The 15255-nt window shown below is 72.7% G+C and carries 15 protein-coding genes and 1 tRNA gene; 7 read left to right on the forward strand and 9 right to left on the reverse strand.

Going from position 1 to position 15255, the window contains the following annotated elements:
* Nucleotides 1-95: 95 nt before the first annotated feature.
* On the forward strand, nucleotides 96-1271 hold the full coding sequence (locus SZN_RS18455; protein WP_007497219.1) for an amidase domain-containing protein: 1176 nt from the start codon (nucleotides 96-98) through the stop codon (nucleotides 1269-1271).
* Between the two features lie 46 nt (nucleotides 1272-1317).
* On the opposite strand, the gene SZN_RS37690 is transcribed toward SZN_RS18455, so the two are convergent.
* Nucleotides 1318-2718, reverse strand: coding sequence for a hypothetical protein (locus SZN_RS37690; RefSeq protein WP_007497220.1), 1401 nt, complete (start codon nucleotides 2716-2718; stop codon nucleotides 1318-1320).
* A 185-nt stretch (nucleotides 2719-2903) separates the two neighbouring features.
* Between SZN_RS37690 and SZN_RS18460 the strand changes: the two genes are divergently transcribed.
* Together SZN_RS18460 and SZN_RS38790 are read left to right on the forward strand one after the other, a co-directional pair.
* Nucleotides 2904-2978: transfer RNA gene (locus tag SZN_RS18460), tRNA-Val, on the forward strand.
* A 439-nt stretch (nucleotides 2979-3417) separates the two neighbouring features.
* Nucleotides 3418-3564: a helix-turn-helix domain-containing protein gene (locus SZN_RS38790; RefSeq protein WP_244313384.1), complete on the forward strand. Its 147-nt coding sequence runs from the start codon at nucleotides 3418-3420 to the stop codon at nucleotides 3562-3564.
* A gap of 410 nt (nucleotides 3565-3974) precedes the next feature.
* Here SZN_RS38790 and SZN_RS18475 read toward each other — a convergent pair whose 3' ends face one another.
* Nucleotides 3975-4175: a hypothetical protein gene (locus tag SZN_RS18475; RefSeq protein WP_007497226.1), complete on the reverse strand. Its 201-nt coding sequence runs from the start codon at nucleotides 4173-4175 to the stop codon at nucleotides 3975-3977.
* A gap of 175 nt (nucleotides 4176-4350) precedes the next feature.
* Here SZN_RS18475 and SZN_RS18480 point away from each other — a divergent pair, with 175 nt between their 5' ends.
* Nucleotides 4351-5088, forward strand: a complete 738-nt coding sequence (locus SZN_RS18480; RefSeq protein ID WP_043731585.1) for a DUF6879 family protein — start codon at nucleotides 4351-4353, stop codon at nucleotides 5086-5088.
* Nucleotides 5089-5099: 11 nt separating this feature from the next.
* Nucleotides 5100-5957 (forward strand): helix-turn-helix domain-containing protein, encoded by an 858-nt coding sequence (locus SZN_RS18485; RefSeq protein ID WP_007497230.1) that lies wholly within the window; start codon nucleotides 5100-5102, stop codon nucleotides 5955-5957.
* 105 nt (nucleotides 5958-6062) lie between these two features.
* On the opposite strand, the gene SZN_RS18490 is transcribed toward SZN_RS18485, so the two are convergent.
* Together SZN_RS18490 and SZN_RS18495 are read right to left on the reverse strand one after the other, a co-directional pair.
* Complete coding sequence (locus SZN_RS18490) at nucleotides 6063-6530, reverse strand: NUDIX hydrolase (protein ID WP_007497232.1); 468 nt, start codon at nucleotides 6528-6530, stop codon at nucleotides 6063-6065.
* A gap of 486 nt (nucleotides 6531-7016) precedes the next feature.
* Nucleotides 7017-7361 (reverse strand): hypothetical protein, encoded by a 345-nt coding sequence (locus SZN_RS18495; RefSeq protein WP_007497235.1) that lies wholly within the window; start codon nucleotides 7359-7361, stop codon nucleotides 7017-7019.
* Between the two features lie 102 nt (nucleotides 7362-7463).
* On the opposite strand from SZN_RS18495, the gene SZN_RS18500 reads away from it, so the two are divergent.
* The gene (locus SZN_RS18500) at nucleotides 7464-7694 is read left to right on the forward strand and encodes a DUF2277 domain-containing protein (RefSeq protein ID WP_007497236.1); all 231 of its coding nucleotides are present in this window, start codon (nucleotides 7464-7466) and stop codon (nucleotides 7692-7694) included.
* 77 nt (nucleotides 7695-7771) lie between these two features.
* Here the strand turns inward: SZN_RS18500 and SZN_RS18505 are convergent, their stop codons facing one another.
* From SZN_RS18505 to SZN_RS18525, 5 genes are all read right to left on the reverse strand, one after another.
* Entirely contained in the window at nucleotides 7772-8401 is a 630-nt protein-coding gene (locus SZN_RS18505) for a hypothetical protein (RefSeq protein WP_007497239.1), read from the reverse strand.
* A gap of 280 nt (nucleotides 8402-8681) precedes the next feature.
* Complete coding sequence (locus SZN_RS18510) at nucleotides 8682-9281, reverse strand: DedA family protein (RefSeq protein WP_007497240.1); 600 nt, start codon at nucleotides 9279-9281, stop codon at nucleotides 8682-8684.
* Nucleotides 9282-9638: 357 nt separating this feature from the next.
* Nucleotides 9639-11579, reverse strand: coding sequence for an FAD/NAD(P)-binding protein (locus SZN_RS18515; RefSeq protein WP_050815084.1), 1941 nt, complete (start codon nucleotides 11577-11579; stop codon nucleotides 9639-9641).
* 237 nt (nucleotides 11580-11816) lie between these two features.
* Entirely contained in the window at nucleotides 11817-13457 is a 1641-nt protein-coding gene (locus SZN_RS18520; protein WP_007497242.1) for an alkaline phosphatase D family protein, read from the reverse strand.
* Nucleotides 13458-13682: 225 nt separating this feature from the next.
* Complete coding sequence (locus SZN_RS18525) at nucleotides 13683-14327, reverse strand: HNH endonuclease family protein (protein WP_007497243.1); 645 nt, start codon at nucleotides 14325-14327, stop codon at nucleotides 13683-13685.
* Nucleotides 14328-14592: 265 nt separating this feature from the next.
* Between SZN_RS18525 and SZN_RS18530 the strand changes: the two genes are divergently transcribed.
* A complete protein-coding gene (locus SZN_RS18530; RefSeq protein WP_043731589.1) occupies nucleotides 14593-15174 on the forward strand; it encodes a TMEM165/GDT1 family protein in 582 nt (193 codons plus the stop codon).
* Nucleotides 15175-15255 lie beyond the last annotated feature (81 nt).

A 15255-nucleotide genomic window follows, 5' to 3' on the forward strand; every position in this document is an offset into this window, starting at 1 on the left:
GAAGTGACAAGGGACCCCGGCCTCTTGCTGTTTGAGGAGAACATGTAAGGATTCCGTCCCCGGATTAGACCACTCCGGGGTCAAGGAGAATCCCAGTGAGATCAAGAAAACTGAGCCGCACGCGCCGACGCGCCTCCATACTGGGCGCGGCCGCCGTCTCGGTCGCCGCCGGAGCGGCCCTGCTCCCCAACTGGAGCGCGGGCGCGTCCGTCACCGACGACCCGACGGTCGACGCACGCACCAAGGCCACCTTCCAGAAGCTGGCCGACGAACTGTTCACCGAGCGCACCAACGCGCTGGTCCAGGGCGGCAAGGGCAAGAAGGGCAAGGCCCTCTCGAAGGACTTCACCGGCGACGTCCGGGTGTCCTCCGCCATGGCCCGCACCCAGGACGCCGGCCTGGACACCCTCGGCAGCCGCAAGGACCGCCTCGCCGAACTCGGCGAGCGCTACAGCAAGGCCGGCACCAAGGTCACCCTCGACGCGACGCGCGTCAAGGGCCGCACCGCCAAGGCCGCGGTCACCGAGACCACCACGCTGACCTACGCCAAGGTCCGCGGCGACCAGCCCGCGAGCACCAAGTTCCAGGCGCAGCACGAGCTCACCTTCCGCGCCGACCGGCGCGGCAACTGGCAGCTCACCGGTGTCCGCGACACCGACCAGGGCCTCACCGTGAACACGCTCTCCAAGCAGCCCACGGTCAAGGCGCCCAGCGTCGACGACACCATGCCCTCGGCCCCGCGCGCCGCGACGACCTACCCCGCCACGCGCAAGCCCAAGCAGCTGACCGGCGGCACGTACGACTACAACGCCATGGCCGCGTACGCCGAGAAGTACTGGAGCAACTACAACAAGGACTACCCGGACTTCAGCGGCCAGGGCGCGGGCGGCGACTGCACCAACTTCGTCAGCCAGTCCCTCAAGGCCGGCGGCTGGAAGCACGTCCCCGGCTACGTCTACGACTACACCCGGTGGTTCGGCAACTCCGACATCCAGTCGTACTCGTTCGTCGGCGTCAACGAGTGGTCCTGGTTCGCGCAGAACTCCAAGCGCACCACCAGCCTCGCCAACGCCTACCAGCTGGAGGTCGGCGACGTCCTCCAGCTCGACTTCAACAAGGACGGGTCCAAGGACCACACGATGATCGTCAGCTACCGCAGCCCGCAGGGGATGCCGTACCTGACGTACCACTCCACGAACACCTACCGGCGTTCGCTGGCGAGCATCATCGCGTCCTACCCCACCGCGGCGTACTACGCGTACCGCACCTGACGCTCCCGCAGGGCCCGCCTCTCCGCCACCGCCGGACGGGGCGGGCTCACTGCCCGCCGCCGCGCTCCTCGCGGATCCGCGCGACGACCCCGGACACCGCCCGGCGCACCTCCTCCGTCTCCGTCAGGAAGTGCCAGTAGTCCGGGTGCCGGCCCTCCAGGGTGCCGACGGCCCGCTCCAGCCGCGCCACCGCGTCGTCCAGCGGACGCGCGTCCCTCGGGTCCGGCGTGTTGCGTCCCGCCATCGCCAGCCGCTGGGCGTCGCGGATCGCGAAGCGCGTGCGGTCGATCTCCGCCCGCGGATCCTTCTGCACGGCGTTCAGCCGCCCCAGCCGGTCGCCCGCGGCCGACACCGACTCGTCCGTGGCGTTCAGCAGGGCCCGCACCGTCGACAGCAGCGCCGTCGCGTCCGGCCAGCGCTGCTCCTCGCGCGCCGCCCGCGCCTCGGCGAGCCTGGCCTCCGCCTGCCGTACGTGCTCCGCGGCGCCCTCCGGCACCCCTTGCAGGTCCTGCCAGCAGGCCGCCGTGAAGCGCCGCCGCAACTCGCTCAGCACCGGCTCCACCTGCCCGGCACGGGTGGTGAGCGCCTGCGCGCGGGTGCGCAGCGACACCAGCCGGTGGTCGATCTCCGCCGCCGTCTCCGGCAGCCGCTCCGCCTCCGCCCGGACCGCGCCCGCCTCCCGGGCGACCCGCTCGGCCCGCTCCAGCGTCTGCGGCACGCCGTGCTGCCCGGCGCCCTGGTTCAGCCTGGTCAGCTCCGGCGCGAGGGCCGCGAGCCGCGCCGCCAGGTCGTCCGCCCCGAGCCCCGAGGCCCGTACGGCGTCCAGCGCGTTCGACGCGGCCAGCAGGCCCTGCCGGGCGCGCTCGACGGCCGGGGCGAGCCGGGCGAGCCGGGTCTCCGCCTTGCCCAGCAGCGGCCCCAGCCCCTCCTCGAACCGGTCCAGGTCGCGCTTGACCCGCTCCAGCTCGGCCTTGGCCCGCGTCAGCTCCGTCCGCGCCTGGGCGGCCGCCGCGGCCTCCAGGTCGTCGCGGTCCAGATCGTGCGCGTCCACGGCCTGGATGTACTGGTGGCTGACCTCGTCGATGCGCCGCCCCAGCGCCTCGAAGCCGGTGATCGCCCGGCGGGCGGCGGGGGAGTCGTCGACCGCCGTGATCGTCTCGATCGAGATGCGAAGATCCCGCTGGGCGGTGTCCAGCTCGTAGAACGCGGCCGCCGCGGCGTCCTTGGCGGCCTGCGCCTCGGCCCGCTGGCTCTCCGCGCGGCCGCCGAACCAGCGCCGGGTGCCGCCGCCGGCGAACGCGCCGGGCAGGGCCAGGACGGCGGCCACGGGAAGGGCGGCGGCAAGGGCCAGGGTGCCCGCGAGGGCGCGTGCGGCGCGGGACGGGCCCCGCGGCGCGGAGGGGCGCGGCTGCGACGGCGATTTCCGCTGCGGTGGTGTCGCCGTCACATCCCTCTCCCGTGCTGTGATTCGCCCTGCCTGTCTCATTCTCCCACCGGTTGAGGACGAACACACGGGCCGGTCAGTTCACCGTTCGCCGCACGGGTTTTCCGTCACCCGCGGGGGCGCGGCGGTGTCCGCATATCGGTTTGCCGAGGCGGCGCCGGGACGATGTAGGCTGTCGGTTCGTTCTCGGGTGCGTAGCTCAGGGGTAGAGCGCCTGCCTTACAAGCAGGATGTCGGCGGTTCGAAACCGTCCGCGCCCACCAGGTAGCGAGGTGCAGACGTGCTGGTCCGGCCGCAGTGTCCGTCATCGACGGCGCTCCGGGCGGACGCTTTGACTACCGCTTCACGCACTCTAACTACACCCTCACTGCGGGGCGTTGGCTCCCAAAATCCTCCCAGATGATCAAGGGATTTCCGCAGGTCGGCGGCAGGAGGGGCGGCAGGCGGCTCCCGCGCCTACGTGCTGGCCAGGGCGCAGGAGCCGCCCCCGGTGCCGGGCCGTCGAGGGGGGCACCTCGTCAGACGGCCCGACACGGTTTGTTGAAGCAGGGGCTTTTGGTGTATCCAACAGCCGATCGGTCGGCCTGTCAGTCCCCATGCGAGTGAACACGCGTTCGATTACATCAACGCACACGTAGCCCTGCGGCATATGCCAGATCACCGCAGGGCCAGCAGATCCGGCGCGTCCGCGAGGACCACGATCTGTCCCAGCGCCAGCTGTGCGAGCGAACCGGGATCGACGTCGCCACCTACAGCCGCATCGAGAACGGCCACGCCTCACCCCTCCTCGACACCTTGATCCGCATCGCCGACGCGATCGGTGTCGAGCTCGCCGAGCTCGTACGGTGAGCGGCCGCCCCGACGGGGGTGACAGGGGCGGCCGCGGCTCTCCGTAGCCGGCGCACCGCCCTACGCCGGACGTGCTTCCCGGTGCTCCCTCATCAGCCGCCGCAGCGCGACCCCCGTCGGGCAACCGGACGCGTCGTCCACGCACTGCTCGCAGTACGGCGCGTGCTCATGCAGCGCCCGGAGGGCAGCCCTGTGCACGTGGGCATGGCATCCCCGGGGGTACCACGTCACTGGGTAGCCCGCCCTGTGAGTGGTGCGCGGGCCGAGGTCGACGGCGGTCTCGGCCGTCAGCCGCTCGTCCGCGCCCCACACACAGCACCGCCCACGAACCTGGTCCTCGGACAGTCCGCCAAGTCCGGGTAACGCGAGCCCGGCAAGCGCACCGTGGCCTGTGATGCCCCGCGCGGTCGTCATGTCGCCTGCTCCTCCCGGCGGAGTGCGTCAGCCAGTTTCAGGGCCACGTCCACGCGGACGCGCCCCAGCTCGATGAGCTGCTCCATCTGCGGATCAACCCTGAGAGAGGGGAAGACGATCCCTGCCTGGTCCAAGGACGACCTCAGTGATTCCAGAGCCGCGAACGGGTCGACCTCTTGCGCGCTGACTTTGACCATGAAGGGGACGGTAAGCGCGCAGAGTTGCTCACCGCAGCCTAGGTTTCGCGATGTTTCTTGAGCGCGTTGCAGAGTTGCTCGATGTTTCCCACATGGGTTGCCTGGACAGCGTGTCTGAGGCGTTGGTCTCGGGGAGGCTGGTCCCACACCGCAACGCCAACGGGAGGGGACCACGATGCGACGACTCCGGTTCAACGGCACAGGCTCAGGCGGAGGTGGATGCCCAGGCATCCACGAGGACCTCGACACAGGTGAGGTGATCGTGCACGGCCCGCCCGTTGCCGACCAGTCCGACGTCGCCCAGCTCCAGCACCTCGACGAGGGCGAGGTGGCCATCATCGTGCCACGCAACACCCTGATCGACTTCGGGCCGCGCGACGAGACACCCACACTGATCGACGCCGAGGACGAGTTCGACCGCCTCTTCGCGACGTTCAAGCACACGGCCTGGCGCCTGGAGACCCGCCGTCGCTACGCCAGCGACGAAGCAACCCCCGAGTGGCAGCAGTTCGCAGCCGGGCGGCCCATCGAGTGGGACTACGACGACTCCTGGTGCCGCAACGTCCGGGCACAGACCGAGCAGGGCAAGAGATTCGAGCGCGTGCGCCTGGTCGACAGCCCCGCCACGCCAGCTCAGATGTACCTGAGGAGCAACGCTGTACGGAACTGCGCCGTGGGCGAGGACATCCGCAACCTCGGGCGCTCCGAGGCTAATCGCCTGCATCTTCCCGACGAGGACTTCTGGCTGTTCGACTCCCGCCTCGTCGCGCGTCTGCTCTTCGACGAGGCCGACAACCTCACCGGCGCCGAGCTCATCACCGAACCGGCTGCCGTGAACCGCTACTGCCAAGCCAGGGATGCCGCCTGGCACTATGCAGTCCCGTACGAGGAGTTCAAGGTCGACGAGACGTGACGTGAGGTCTGGTGAGCACCGACTATCAGCAGGCGCGCATAGCCCTGGGGCTACGCCTTCGGGAACTCAGGCTGACGTGCCCTGAGGGTCGGCTCACCGGAGCCCAGCTCGCCGAAAGCCTCGGCGCCGGCTGGACCAAGTCGAAAGTGAGCAAACTCGAAAACGGCCGGCAGACCGCCGACGCCGAGGAGCTACGGGCTTGGGCTGACGCCACCGGGCATCCAAACGCCTACGACGGTCTCCTGGCTCAGCTACGCGGCTTCGAGTCCCACATCCGCTCCTGGCGCCGACAACTGTCGTCGGGACACAAGCCCGTCCAAGACGCCATCACCACCGAGCACGACCGCACGCGGGTACTCACCATCTGGGAAAACGTCCTCATCCCCGGCATGCTCCAGACCGCCGACTACGCCCGCCACGTCCTCACCCGACACGCGAACCTCATGCAGTCACCACGGGACACTGAGGACGCCGTGCGGGCCCGCATCCTCCGCCAACAGGGCCTGTCCGAGCCAGGCCGGAAGTACCGCATCATGATGTGGGAAGGGGCCCTGTACGCCCTCGTCTGCCCGCCCTCGGTCCTCGCCGCACAGCTCGATCGCCTGGTCGGTCTCGTCGGCCTGGACACTCTGGACCTGGGCGTCGTCCCCTTCGCGGCGCCCCTCAAGATCTACCCCGGTAATGGGTTCTGGGTCTACGACGAGCGGCGGGTCGTCGTTGAGGACTGGCACGCCGAGATGTGGCTGGATGACGCGGACTCGGTGGCGACCTACCTGCACGTCTGGTCCACGCTCAGCGACTCGGCGGTGTGCGGGGTCGACGCGCAGAACGTGATCAACCGTGCTAGGCGAGCGCTTCACGCGCGGTGACCCCAGACACGACGGACTGGCCCCCTTCCGCCCGCAGGCGGAAGGGGGCCACAGTTCAACGGTTGTCGCGCGCGGCGAGCAGTCCGGGCAGATGTTGGCAATGCCTCAGTGCTGGATCAGGCCGCCGACCGGGACAGGAGCGACGTGGCCGGTTGCGGGAAGAGCCTGCGCCAGGGCGAGGCCGATGTCGACCAGCGATGACCGTCGCAGGCCAGCGGCATCGGAAACCGGAGTCCAGACCGACTCGGCGATTTCGCCGTTCGGCTCAGGCCGGAGCCGGCCGCCAGTGATACGGACTTGATAGAAGATTCCGACGTTCTGATGTTCGACTCCCGCACGAGCGGTGGCCGCAGGGATCACCCGTGAGTCCACTCCCAACAAGCGATCCACCACCGCGGTGCAGCCGGTCTCCTCGGCGACCTCCCGGATCACCGCATCGAACGGATCCTCCCCGTGCTCGACCCGCCCGCCCGGAAGAGTCCAGTTGCTCGCGCCCTCCGGTGGTACATGACGGGCGAGCAGCACCCGTCCGTCCTCGATACACACGGCGTACGCCGCCAACCGGAAACTCATCCCCGCACCTCCCGCCGGACCCTATCCAACGTCCAGGATCCACGCATCGCTACGCGGAGTGGAGCCAGATCAACTTCTTACGCCCTGGAGCCACTTCCGTTCCGTGCAGTGGAGCCCAAAGAAGTGCTTACAAACAGCTACTCGGCTCCACGCGGCGACACCCTCGGGACGATGACCCTCGGCCGGGTCAGGCAGGCGATGATCGCGACGGCGAGCGCGTGCGACGCCCAAGGGGCGATCGGGCCCCCCGAGGGGCGCCGGTCGCCGTGCCGAGTGCGCAGGCCAGGGCCCACAGCAGCGGCGGCGCCGTCGCCGCGAACACGCCCGGAAGGTCTCTACCGGGACGGACGAGTGCGAAGCCGCTGGCGACCACACCGGCCGCGATCCACAGCCACCCCCAAGCCGCCATGCGCATCACGTCCAGCAGGACGGAGATACCGCGGACGGTGCCGTACCAGGGGTCTGGTGGTGCTGGGGGGCGGCGGGTCAGGCCGTGCCGTCGGGGTGCGGATCGCGGGTGTGCTTCAGGCGGGTGCGGGCCCCGACGCGGTCCGGGGCGGTGACCTCGGACCAGAAGCGGTGGCCGCTGACGAACACCGCCAGTTCGTGTTCGCGGCGGCGGAGCTTCTCGACCTCGGCCTGTTCGTCCTCCGTCCAGCCGGGGGAGGCGGGGCGCTCGACCTTGCGCCAGCCGTGGTCGTCGCTGAAGCCGTCCAGGGGCACGACCGACCAGGGAAGCCGCCTCAGCAGGGCCGACAGCTCGGCCCGGACCTGGTGCAGCTCCTCCTGACCGGCGAGCAGGTCACTCGGAAAGTCATAGGGCGTAGCCACGCCGCAATGGTACGCCTGTTCGATTTTGGGTGGCGAGTGCCTCGGGGAGGTTGCCCGGGGTTCCTGCGAACGGGTGAGGCTCGGGAGGGGGAGACTGGACGCATGTGCCGAAGCATCAAGACGCTCCGCCCGCCCGTCCTGCCCGAGGAGGCGACGGAGGAGGACATCCGGGCCGCCGCCCTCCAGTACGTCCGCAAGGTCTCCGGCTTCCGGGCCCCCGCCGCGCACAACCGCGAGGTGTTCGACCGTGCCGTCGACCAGATCGCGCAGGCCACGGCCGATCTGCTCGGCGGACTGGAGGTCCGGGGACAGGCCGTCCGCCAGGCCGGCTAGCCGCCCTTCGGCCGCCCGCCGGCCCGCCCGCTCCGGCAGGGCCTTGCGGCGGGCCGCGTCCGGGGGCGGCCGCGGTGTCAGTACCGCTGTGCCTTGGCGACCTCGGCCGTCAGGCGCGGCTCGGCCGGCTTGCGGCTGATGGCGAGCGGCTGGGCCCGCTCGCCCGCCTTCAGGTCCTCCGCGCCCACGAACCGCGTCTCGGCCACCTTGCCGTCGGGGTCGCGGAAGTCGACCTGCACGGCGTAGGAGGCGGTCCGGTCCGTGCTGTTGGTGATGTTCACGACGACGGCGAGCAGGCCCCCCGTCTCGGAGCGCGGCTTGCCGGTGAGCGAGACGTCGGCCGTGGCGTTGCCGCGCCCGTTCACGCCGTCGAGTTCGCGCTGCGCGGCCTCGCTCGCGCGGGTGACCTCCGCCGACACCGACGCCTCGAACTCGGAGGCGCGCGCGGAGGCGGAGGAGGCCGCCGCGGAGGCGCGCTCGCGGGCGGACGCCTCCAGGGAGGACAGGGCCGTGGCGGGCGTACCGGAGAAGGAGGCCGTGTCGGGGGGTGTCGGCGTCGGACGGGCGGAGGCGCCGTCGCCGCCGTCACCCCCGCCGCAGGCCGTGAGCGCCAGCGCGCTCACGGCCGCGAGGAGCAGCGCGGCCGGCGCGCTCGGGACACGGGGCCGTCGGGGTGCTCTCGTCGCCTGCGGCGCGCGGACGCTCATGCCGGTGGAGTCCCTTCTTCGCGGCGGCGGGACGGGGGAGCCGGTACGGCGGCCCCGGTCGCCCGGTCGCCCGGTCGTGTCGGCCCGCGGTCGCCGGGTCGCCGGTCGTGTCGGCCGCCGAGGCGGGCCTCTCCGTGGCGGTGACCGCGTGCACGCCGGATCGCTCTGTGCCGGTTTCCATCCCTTTGCGGCTCCATCGTGCCCGTCGCGGACCCGTCCGGCCACTCAGGGTGAGGAGGTGTGCGCGGCGCGTACGCGCTCCGCGGCCGATCCGCCGCGGTTACGCCGGCCGGCGGCGCATCAGGAACGTGGCCGCGGCGCCGGCGGCGAACAGGGCCGCCACCGACACGGCCGTCGCCAGCCAGGTCGCGCCCAGCCACTGGGCGCCGAAGTAGCCGAGGGCCACGCTGTAGACGGCCCAGGCGAGACCGGCCAGCGCCGACCAGGGCAGGAAGTCGCGGGGGCTGCGGCGGCTCGCGCCGGCGCCGAAGGAGACCACCGAGCGGCCGGCGGGGGCGAAGCGGGCGAGGACGACCAGGGCGCCGCCGCCGCGCGCCAGGGCCGAGCCGAGACGTTCCTGCGCCGCCGCGAGGTGGCGGGAGCGGGCGAGGGCCCGGTCGAGCCGGGGGCCGCCGCGCCAGGCGAGCCGGTAGGCGACCAGGTCGCCGAGGACGGAGGCGGTCGCCGCGCAGAGCGTCAGCGCGACGATGTCCGGTACGTCGTCGGGGACACTGCCGGTCGCGGCACCCGAGCCCGCGGCGGCCGCCGTGGCCGCCGTGATGACCAGGACGCCGCTGGGCAGGACCGGGACGAACACGTCCAGCAGGACCGACAGGGCCACCACCACGTAGATCCATGGCACCGCCGTCAGCGACCCCATGCCCTCCAGGCTCCCGAACACCGTGACTCCCCGCTGTACCCCCGTGACCGGACCGTGCCGCGACGACGCGAGGGAGCGGCAGGAGTGCGGCCTGTGACAGCCATACAGCGTACGCCCGGGGTGTGACGGAAGGGTCATCGGGGGCTCGTGTGTTCGGCCCGGTGTCGCCGCCCGTGCGGGGGCGGACCGCCGGGCGGCCACCGCCGGTCTCCGGCCCGCCGCCGCGCGCGACGGCGGCGGGCCACCCGTCCGGGCCCGCCGGACCGCGCCCGTACCGAACGGACCGGGTCCTTCCGGCGGGCCGCGGCGGCCCCCACCTGGTGACGAGCCCCGACCCTTACGCCGGGACAGGTGGCCCTAGTCCACCCGTGCGAGTTCGCCGTGCGGCCGGGGCGGCGCCTCAGCTGTCCCCCGCACCCCCGTGGCCGCCGCTCGCAGCGCCGCCCGCGCCACCGCGTCCGCGTCCGAGAGTGTGACCGAGTCCACACCGGGCCTGGCTCCCGCGGCCGTCACCCAGTGCACGCCCTCCGTGGGCACGCCGAACGCGAACCGCCGTGCGTGCGCCCGTCCCTGACGGTCGATCAGGTGATACGGCCGGGCCGTCACGTCCAGTCCGCCGGTCTCGTAGCCGTCCACCAGATGCGGGCGGCACTGCCCCGTCCGCAGCAGCCGCGCCAGCAGCGCGTCGGCCGTACGGCGCAGGTCCGGCTCGGGCAGCCGGGCCTCCACCAGGGTCGTCGCGCGGACCTCCGGGCCCGGCACCTCGGGGGAGTGCGCCACCCACGCACCGGGCTCCCCGCGGACCTCCAGACGCGGTCCCGGAATCTCCACCACGCCCGCCTCCATCAGCGCCACCAGCTCCTCCACGCGCCGGCGGGGCGGGCCGATGGAGAGGAAGGCGTTGAGCGGGGTGTACCAGCGGTCCAGGTGGTCGCGGCGCGAGGCGCCGGCGAGCCCGCCGTGGTCGACGATCAGCCGCAACTCGTTGCGCAGGTCCCGCAGGACGTCCAGGGCCGCCTTCAGCGGGCCGTCCACATTGCCCCGGGCCGCCTCGGCCGCGTCCTCGCGCAGATACGCCAGCAGCCACGCGCGCCACTGCCCGGCCCCGGTGAAGTCCCGTCCCGCGTACGGCCGTGCGACGCGGTCCCAGCTCCAGCGCGCGGCGTGCGCGACGCCGAACTCGTCGAGCAGCGCGGCCTCCCGGGGGTCGCGGTGCGCGACGGCGAGGAAGCGCTCGCGGAACCCCGCCCGGTGCGCGCCGGGTATCAGCGCCGCGTAGTAGACCGTCTCCACCTCCTTCGCCACGAGCGGCCATATCTCGGCGAGGAAGTCCGGTGCCTCGCCCGAGTCGGCGCGCTTGCGGAAGCCGGAGACCACCTCGGGTGTCAGGACGAGCGGGAGGTGCCGGCCGTAGGGGCCCTTGGCGTTGTCGCCGCGTGCCTGGTACGGGATGCCGCGCCGCGAACCGGCGTACAGGCGCGGCTCGTTGCCGGAGGGCAGATAGCGCAGGGCCCCGGCGTCCCGGACGAAGCGGCCGCCCCGGCCGGTGGTCAACAGGGCCATGTGGTCGAAGAAGTTGAGCCCCAGCCCGCGCAACAGCACCGGTTCGCCCGGCCGTACGGCGGACAGGTCGACGTCGGCCGGGTTCGCGGGCGGCACGTAGCGCAGGCCGTGCCGCCCCGCGTGGGCGGCGAGCCGGCGTCCGGCGGCGTCGTCGGCGGTGGGCAGGTGCCCCTGGGCCAGGACCACGGCGGACAGTCCGTCCAGCACGCGGCCGTCGTCCAGGGCGAGGCTCTGCCGGTCCCCGGGGGCGTCGTCGAGCCGTACCGCGCGCGCCGCGTGGATCTCGACCCGGACGGCGGGCGGCGCCTCGCGCACGGCCTTCGCGAACACCCACTCCAGATAGCGGCCGTAGTGGGCCCGGGTCGGGTACTCGTCGGGGCCCAGCGTGCCGGCCGCCCAGGTGTACAGGCTGGGGCCGGGCCGGATCGGGCCCGAGCAGTCCACGCTGTCGTCGGTGAACAGCGTGACCTGGCAGGCCACCGTGTTCATCAGCAGCTCGGGCGACTGGGCCGTCCGCCACACCTGGCCCGCGCCGGGCGGGGCCGGGTCGATCACATGGACCGTGAGCCGGCAGCCGGGCGGCAGGAGTTCGGGGGCCGAGGCGCACAGGCGTTCAAGGACGCCGGTGCCGCGGGGGCCGGCGCCGACCAGGGCTACGGAGACCGTGGCGGTGTCCGGGGTCGGTGCGGGGGACGGTGCGGTCAAGGGGGTGACTCCCGGGCGTGTGGGGCGCATTGGAGCGAGACGTCGGAGAGAAGCGGACGGTCCGGCTCATCATGCCGTCGGGAGTGGGGGGAACCGGGCCCGGGGGGCGCCGAGTGTGGGATGCATCACGAGCATCACATGCCACGACGGTCACTAGCGGGCGGAACGGGGGGATTAACGGGCGAGTTCGGACGCGCCGGGACGTCGCACCCGCGGCACGGGCCCGGGAAGGTGCGGGCGTCCGCGGGGGGAGGTGTCCGCGGTGGGTCAGGGCGTGAGGTCGGACTCCATCACCGTCAGGAGACGGGCGGGCGCCTCGCCCGGCTGCCGTGCCTGCTCCAGCCGGAGCCGGGCCGAACGCCCCCGCACCGTCAGGGTCATGAGCTGGTTGCCGAACCAGGGGCCGCCCGTACGGCGCCAGTCGATCGTGGCGCGGGTGGCGCCGCCGTGGCCCGCGAACCGCCGCCCCAGCACCCGGGCCGCCCCGCTCCAGCCGAAGCGGAAGCCCAGGCGGATCGCGAGGGGGATGGCGTTGTGCACGGGCGAGCAGGTCAGCTGGTAGACGCGGGCGTCCGGTCCGCGCCCGGCGGGCCAGGACGGCTCGGCCACGTACGCGTGGTGCACGTCCCCCGACAGGACGCACACCGTCGCGGGCGCCGCCTGCCCGGACCCCGCCTCCGCGATCAGGTCCGCCAGCGCCTCGAAGGACTCCGGGAAGGCCGCCCAGTGCTCCAGGTCGGCCCCCCGCCGCATTCTCTCGCCGAACCGCGCCCAGCGCTCGCCTCGTTCGCCCCGGCACAGCGCGGCGTTCCACGCCTCGGCGTCGTGCACCAGATGAGGCAGCAGCCACGGCAGGGAGGTGCCGATGAGGAGGTGGTCGCAGCTGCCGGGGGCGTCCAGCGCCTGCTCGCGCAGCCACCGCGCCGCACCGGCGTCGAGCATCGAGCGCGCGCCCTCCTCAAGGACCCGCGCGGCCCGCGTGTCCACCATCAGCAGCCGCACCCGCCCGAAGTCGCGCCGGTAGCTCCAGCGCACCGAGGCGGGGTCGGCGTCGGCTCCGCCGGCGAAGGAGCGCAGCAGATCGGTGCCGTCGGGCGCGGCGCGTACGGCGGCGTAGAGCGGGTCGGCGGCCAGTTCGGCCGGGGAGAGGTTCCCGAGGTGCTGGTGGACCCAGTACGACATCAGCCCGCTCAGCAGCCGCTCGCGCCACCACGGGGTGGCCCGCATGTCGGCGAGCCAGGCCGCGGAGGTGTTCCAGTCGTCGATGACGTCGTGGTCGTCGAAGATCATGCAGCTGGGGACGGTGGACAGCAGCCAGCGGACCTCGGGGTCCAGCCAGGACTCGTAGTACAGCCGGGTGTACTCCTCGTAGTCCGCGACCTCGGCCCCCGGCGGCTCGGCCAGATCGCGCCGGGCGGCCAGCCAGCGCCGGGTCGCCCCGGAGACCTCGTCGGCGTACACCTGGTCGCCGAGCAGCACCAGGACGTCCGGGCGCTCCCCGTCCGGGGCGGCCGCCAGCCGCGCGGCCAGCGTGTCGAGCGCGTCCGGTCCGACGGGGTCCTTCTCGCCGTCCGGCGGGGCCGCCCAGCGGCAGGAGCCGAAGGCGAGGCGGACGGTGTCGCCCTCGGCGGGGGTGCGCACGGCGGAGGGCGGGAAGGGCGAGTCGGGCGGCGGCCACACCGGGCTGCCGTCGAGGAGGACCTCGTACGGCGTGGTCGTCCCCGGCGTCAGACCGGTCACCGGCACCAGCGCGTAGTGGTGCCCGGCGATCTGGAAGGTGCGGGACGTGCCGCCGGAGCCGTCCGCCGCCCGTACCTCGGCGGTGCACGGACGGCTCGTCTCGACCCACACGGTCGCGGACGAGCCGTCGGCGTACCTCAGCAGTGGCCCCAGGCGCAGTTCCGGCACGGTCGTCGCCCGCCCTCCTCCTCGGTCGGCTCGCCGCCGGGCCGTCCCGCGCCCGCGGCTCACGCAGGTCGTGTTTCGAAAGTCCCGCCCGCCCGGCGGGCGGACGACGCTCCTTTCGAAACACGCCCTCCAGGTCCTCGCCCCGTACGGTACGGAACGGCGGAGCGGAATGGGGAGGTTCCGCAGGTCACGGTTTGCCGAAGACCGCCCGGCCGGCCGTGGGGCTCAGCAGCTCGCGAGGTAGTTCGTGAGGGCCGACTTCTCCGCCGAGTCGACCGAGAGGCCGTAGTAGTACTTCACCTGGACCCAGGCGCGGACGTAGGTGCAGCGGTAGGCCGTGCGCGAGGGCATCCACTGGGCCGGGTCCTGGTCGCCCTTGGACTGGTTCACGTTGTCGGTGACGGCGAGGAGCTGCGGGCGCGTCATGTCGTTGGCGAAGGACTGGCGGCGCGCGGTGGTCCAGGCGTCGGCGCCGGAGTCCCACGCCTCGGCCAGCGGGACGAGGTGGTCGATGTCCACGTCGGAGGCGGCCGGCCAGGTGGCGCCGTCGTAGGGGGAGTACCAGCTTCCGCTGGTGGCGGCGCAGGAGGAGTCGGTGACGACGTTCGTGCCGTCGCGCTTGAGGACCGCCTCACGGGTGTTGCAGGAGCCGGACTGGGTGATCCACGTCGGGAACAGGTCGCGGTTGTAGCCGGTGCGGTCCTCGGTCGCCACGGTGAGCTGGGCGAGGTAGCCGCGGGCCGTGGCGCCGCTGACGGGCGTGGGGAGCGCGGCGGAGGCGGTCGGGGCGGCGAGGACCGCGACGGAGGCCATGACACCGGTGAGGGCCGCGACCAGGCTGACCCGTCGACGCGCGTAGAACTTCGACATGCGAACTCCCTTGAGGGGTGGGGGTGTCGGCGTACGAGCGTGCTGATGCTCGTCGCGCCGCGTTGCGGGGAGATGTGTGATGGGTGAGAAGCTAGTGACGCGTCCATGACATGACAAGGTCGCGGGTGTGACTTTCTCGCCGCAAATGTGGGGATCTCCAGGTGAAGCGCCCGGCCGGCGGCCCGGGGGTGTCGCGTAATCTGGAGGCGCGGCGGGGGAGTGGCTCGGTCGGCAGTGCCCACCCGCCCCGACCGATTGAGGAACCTTGATCAGTTTCAGCGTGACGGCCGTCGTCTTCGGCGTGATCCTCCTCGCCGAACTGCCCGACAAGACCGCGCTCGCCGGGCTCGTCCTCGGCACGCGCTACCGGGCCTCGTACGTCTTCGTCGGCGTCGCCGCCGCGTTCGCCCTCCACGTCGCGCTCGCCGTCGCGGCGGGCAGCGTGCTCACGCTGCTCCCGCGGCAGATCGTGCAGGCGCTGACCGGGGTGCTCTTCCTGGGCGGGGCGGCCGTGCTGCTGATGAAGCGGGACGAGAACGAGGAGGAGATCCGCAAGCCGGAGAACCAGTCGTTCTGGAAGGTGTCCCGGGCCGGGTTCATGCTCATCCTGGTCGCCGAGTTCGCCGACCTGACGCAGATCATGACGGCGAACCTCGCGGCGCGCTACGGCGATCCGCTCTCCGTCGGGCTGGGAGCCGTGCTCGCGCTCTGGACCGTGGCGGCGATGGGCATTCTCGGCGGCAAGGCGCTGATGCGCAGGGTGCCGCTGCAACTGGTCACGAAGGTGGCCGCGCTGGTGATGCTGGCGCTGGGCGTGTGGAGCCTGTGGGAGGCGGTCGCCCGCTGAGGCGGCGGGGCGCGGGGGCCGCGGGCCGGGTGCCGGGTGTGCCGGGTGTGCCGGGCGGGGCGGGTCCACGGGCCGCGCATG

Origin of the sequence: Streptomyces zinciresistens K42, assembly GCF_000225525.1 — a bacterium.
Classification (GTDB): Bacteria; Actinomycetota; Actinomycetes; order Streptomycetales; family Streptomycetaceae; genus Streptomyces; species Streptomyces zinciresistens.

Bases quoted from the DNA above. Each gene is read 5' to 3' on its own strand.
- SZN_RS18475 (WP_007497226.1), bottom strand. From the start codon at position 4,175: ATGGTCAAAGTCAGCGCGCAAGAGGTCGACCCGTTCGCGGCTCTGGAA.
- SZN_RS18480 (WP_043731585.1), top strand. From the start codon at position 4,351: ATGCGACGACTCCGGTTCAACGGCACAGGCTCAGGCGGAGGTGGATGC.
- SZN_RS18490 (WP_007497232.1), bottom strand. From the start codon at position 6,530: ATGAGTTTCCGGTTGGCGGCGTACGCCGTGTGTATCGAGGACGGACGG.
- SZN_RS18500 (WP_007497236.1), top strand. From the start codon at position 7,464: ATGTGCCGAAGCATCAAGACGCTCCGCCCGCCCGTCCTGCCCGAGGAG.
- SZN_RS18505 (WP_007497239.1), bottom strand. From the start codon at position 8,401: ATGAGCGTCCGCGCGCCGCAGGCGACGAGAGCACCCCGACGGCCCCGT.
- SZN_RS18510 (WP_007497240.1), bottom strand. From the start codon at position 9,281: ATGGGGTCGCTGACGGCGGTGCCATGGATCTACGTGGTGGTGGCCCTG.
- SZN_RS18515 (WP_050815084.1), bottom strand. From the start codon at position 11,579: ATGCGCCCCACACGCCCGGGAGTCACCCCCTTGACCGCACCGTCCCCC.
- SZN_RS18525 (WP_007497243.1), bottom strand. From the start codon at position 14,327: ATGTCGAAGTTCTACGCGCGTCGACGGGTCAGCCTGGTCGCGGCCCTC.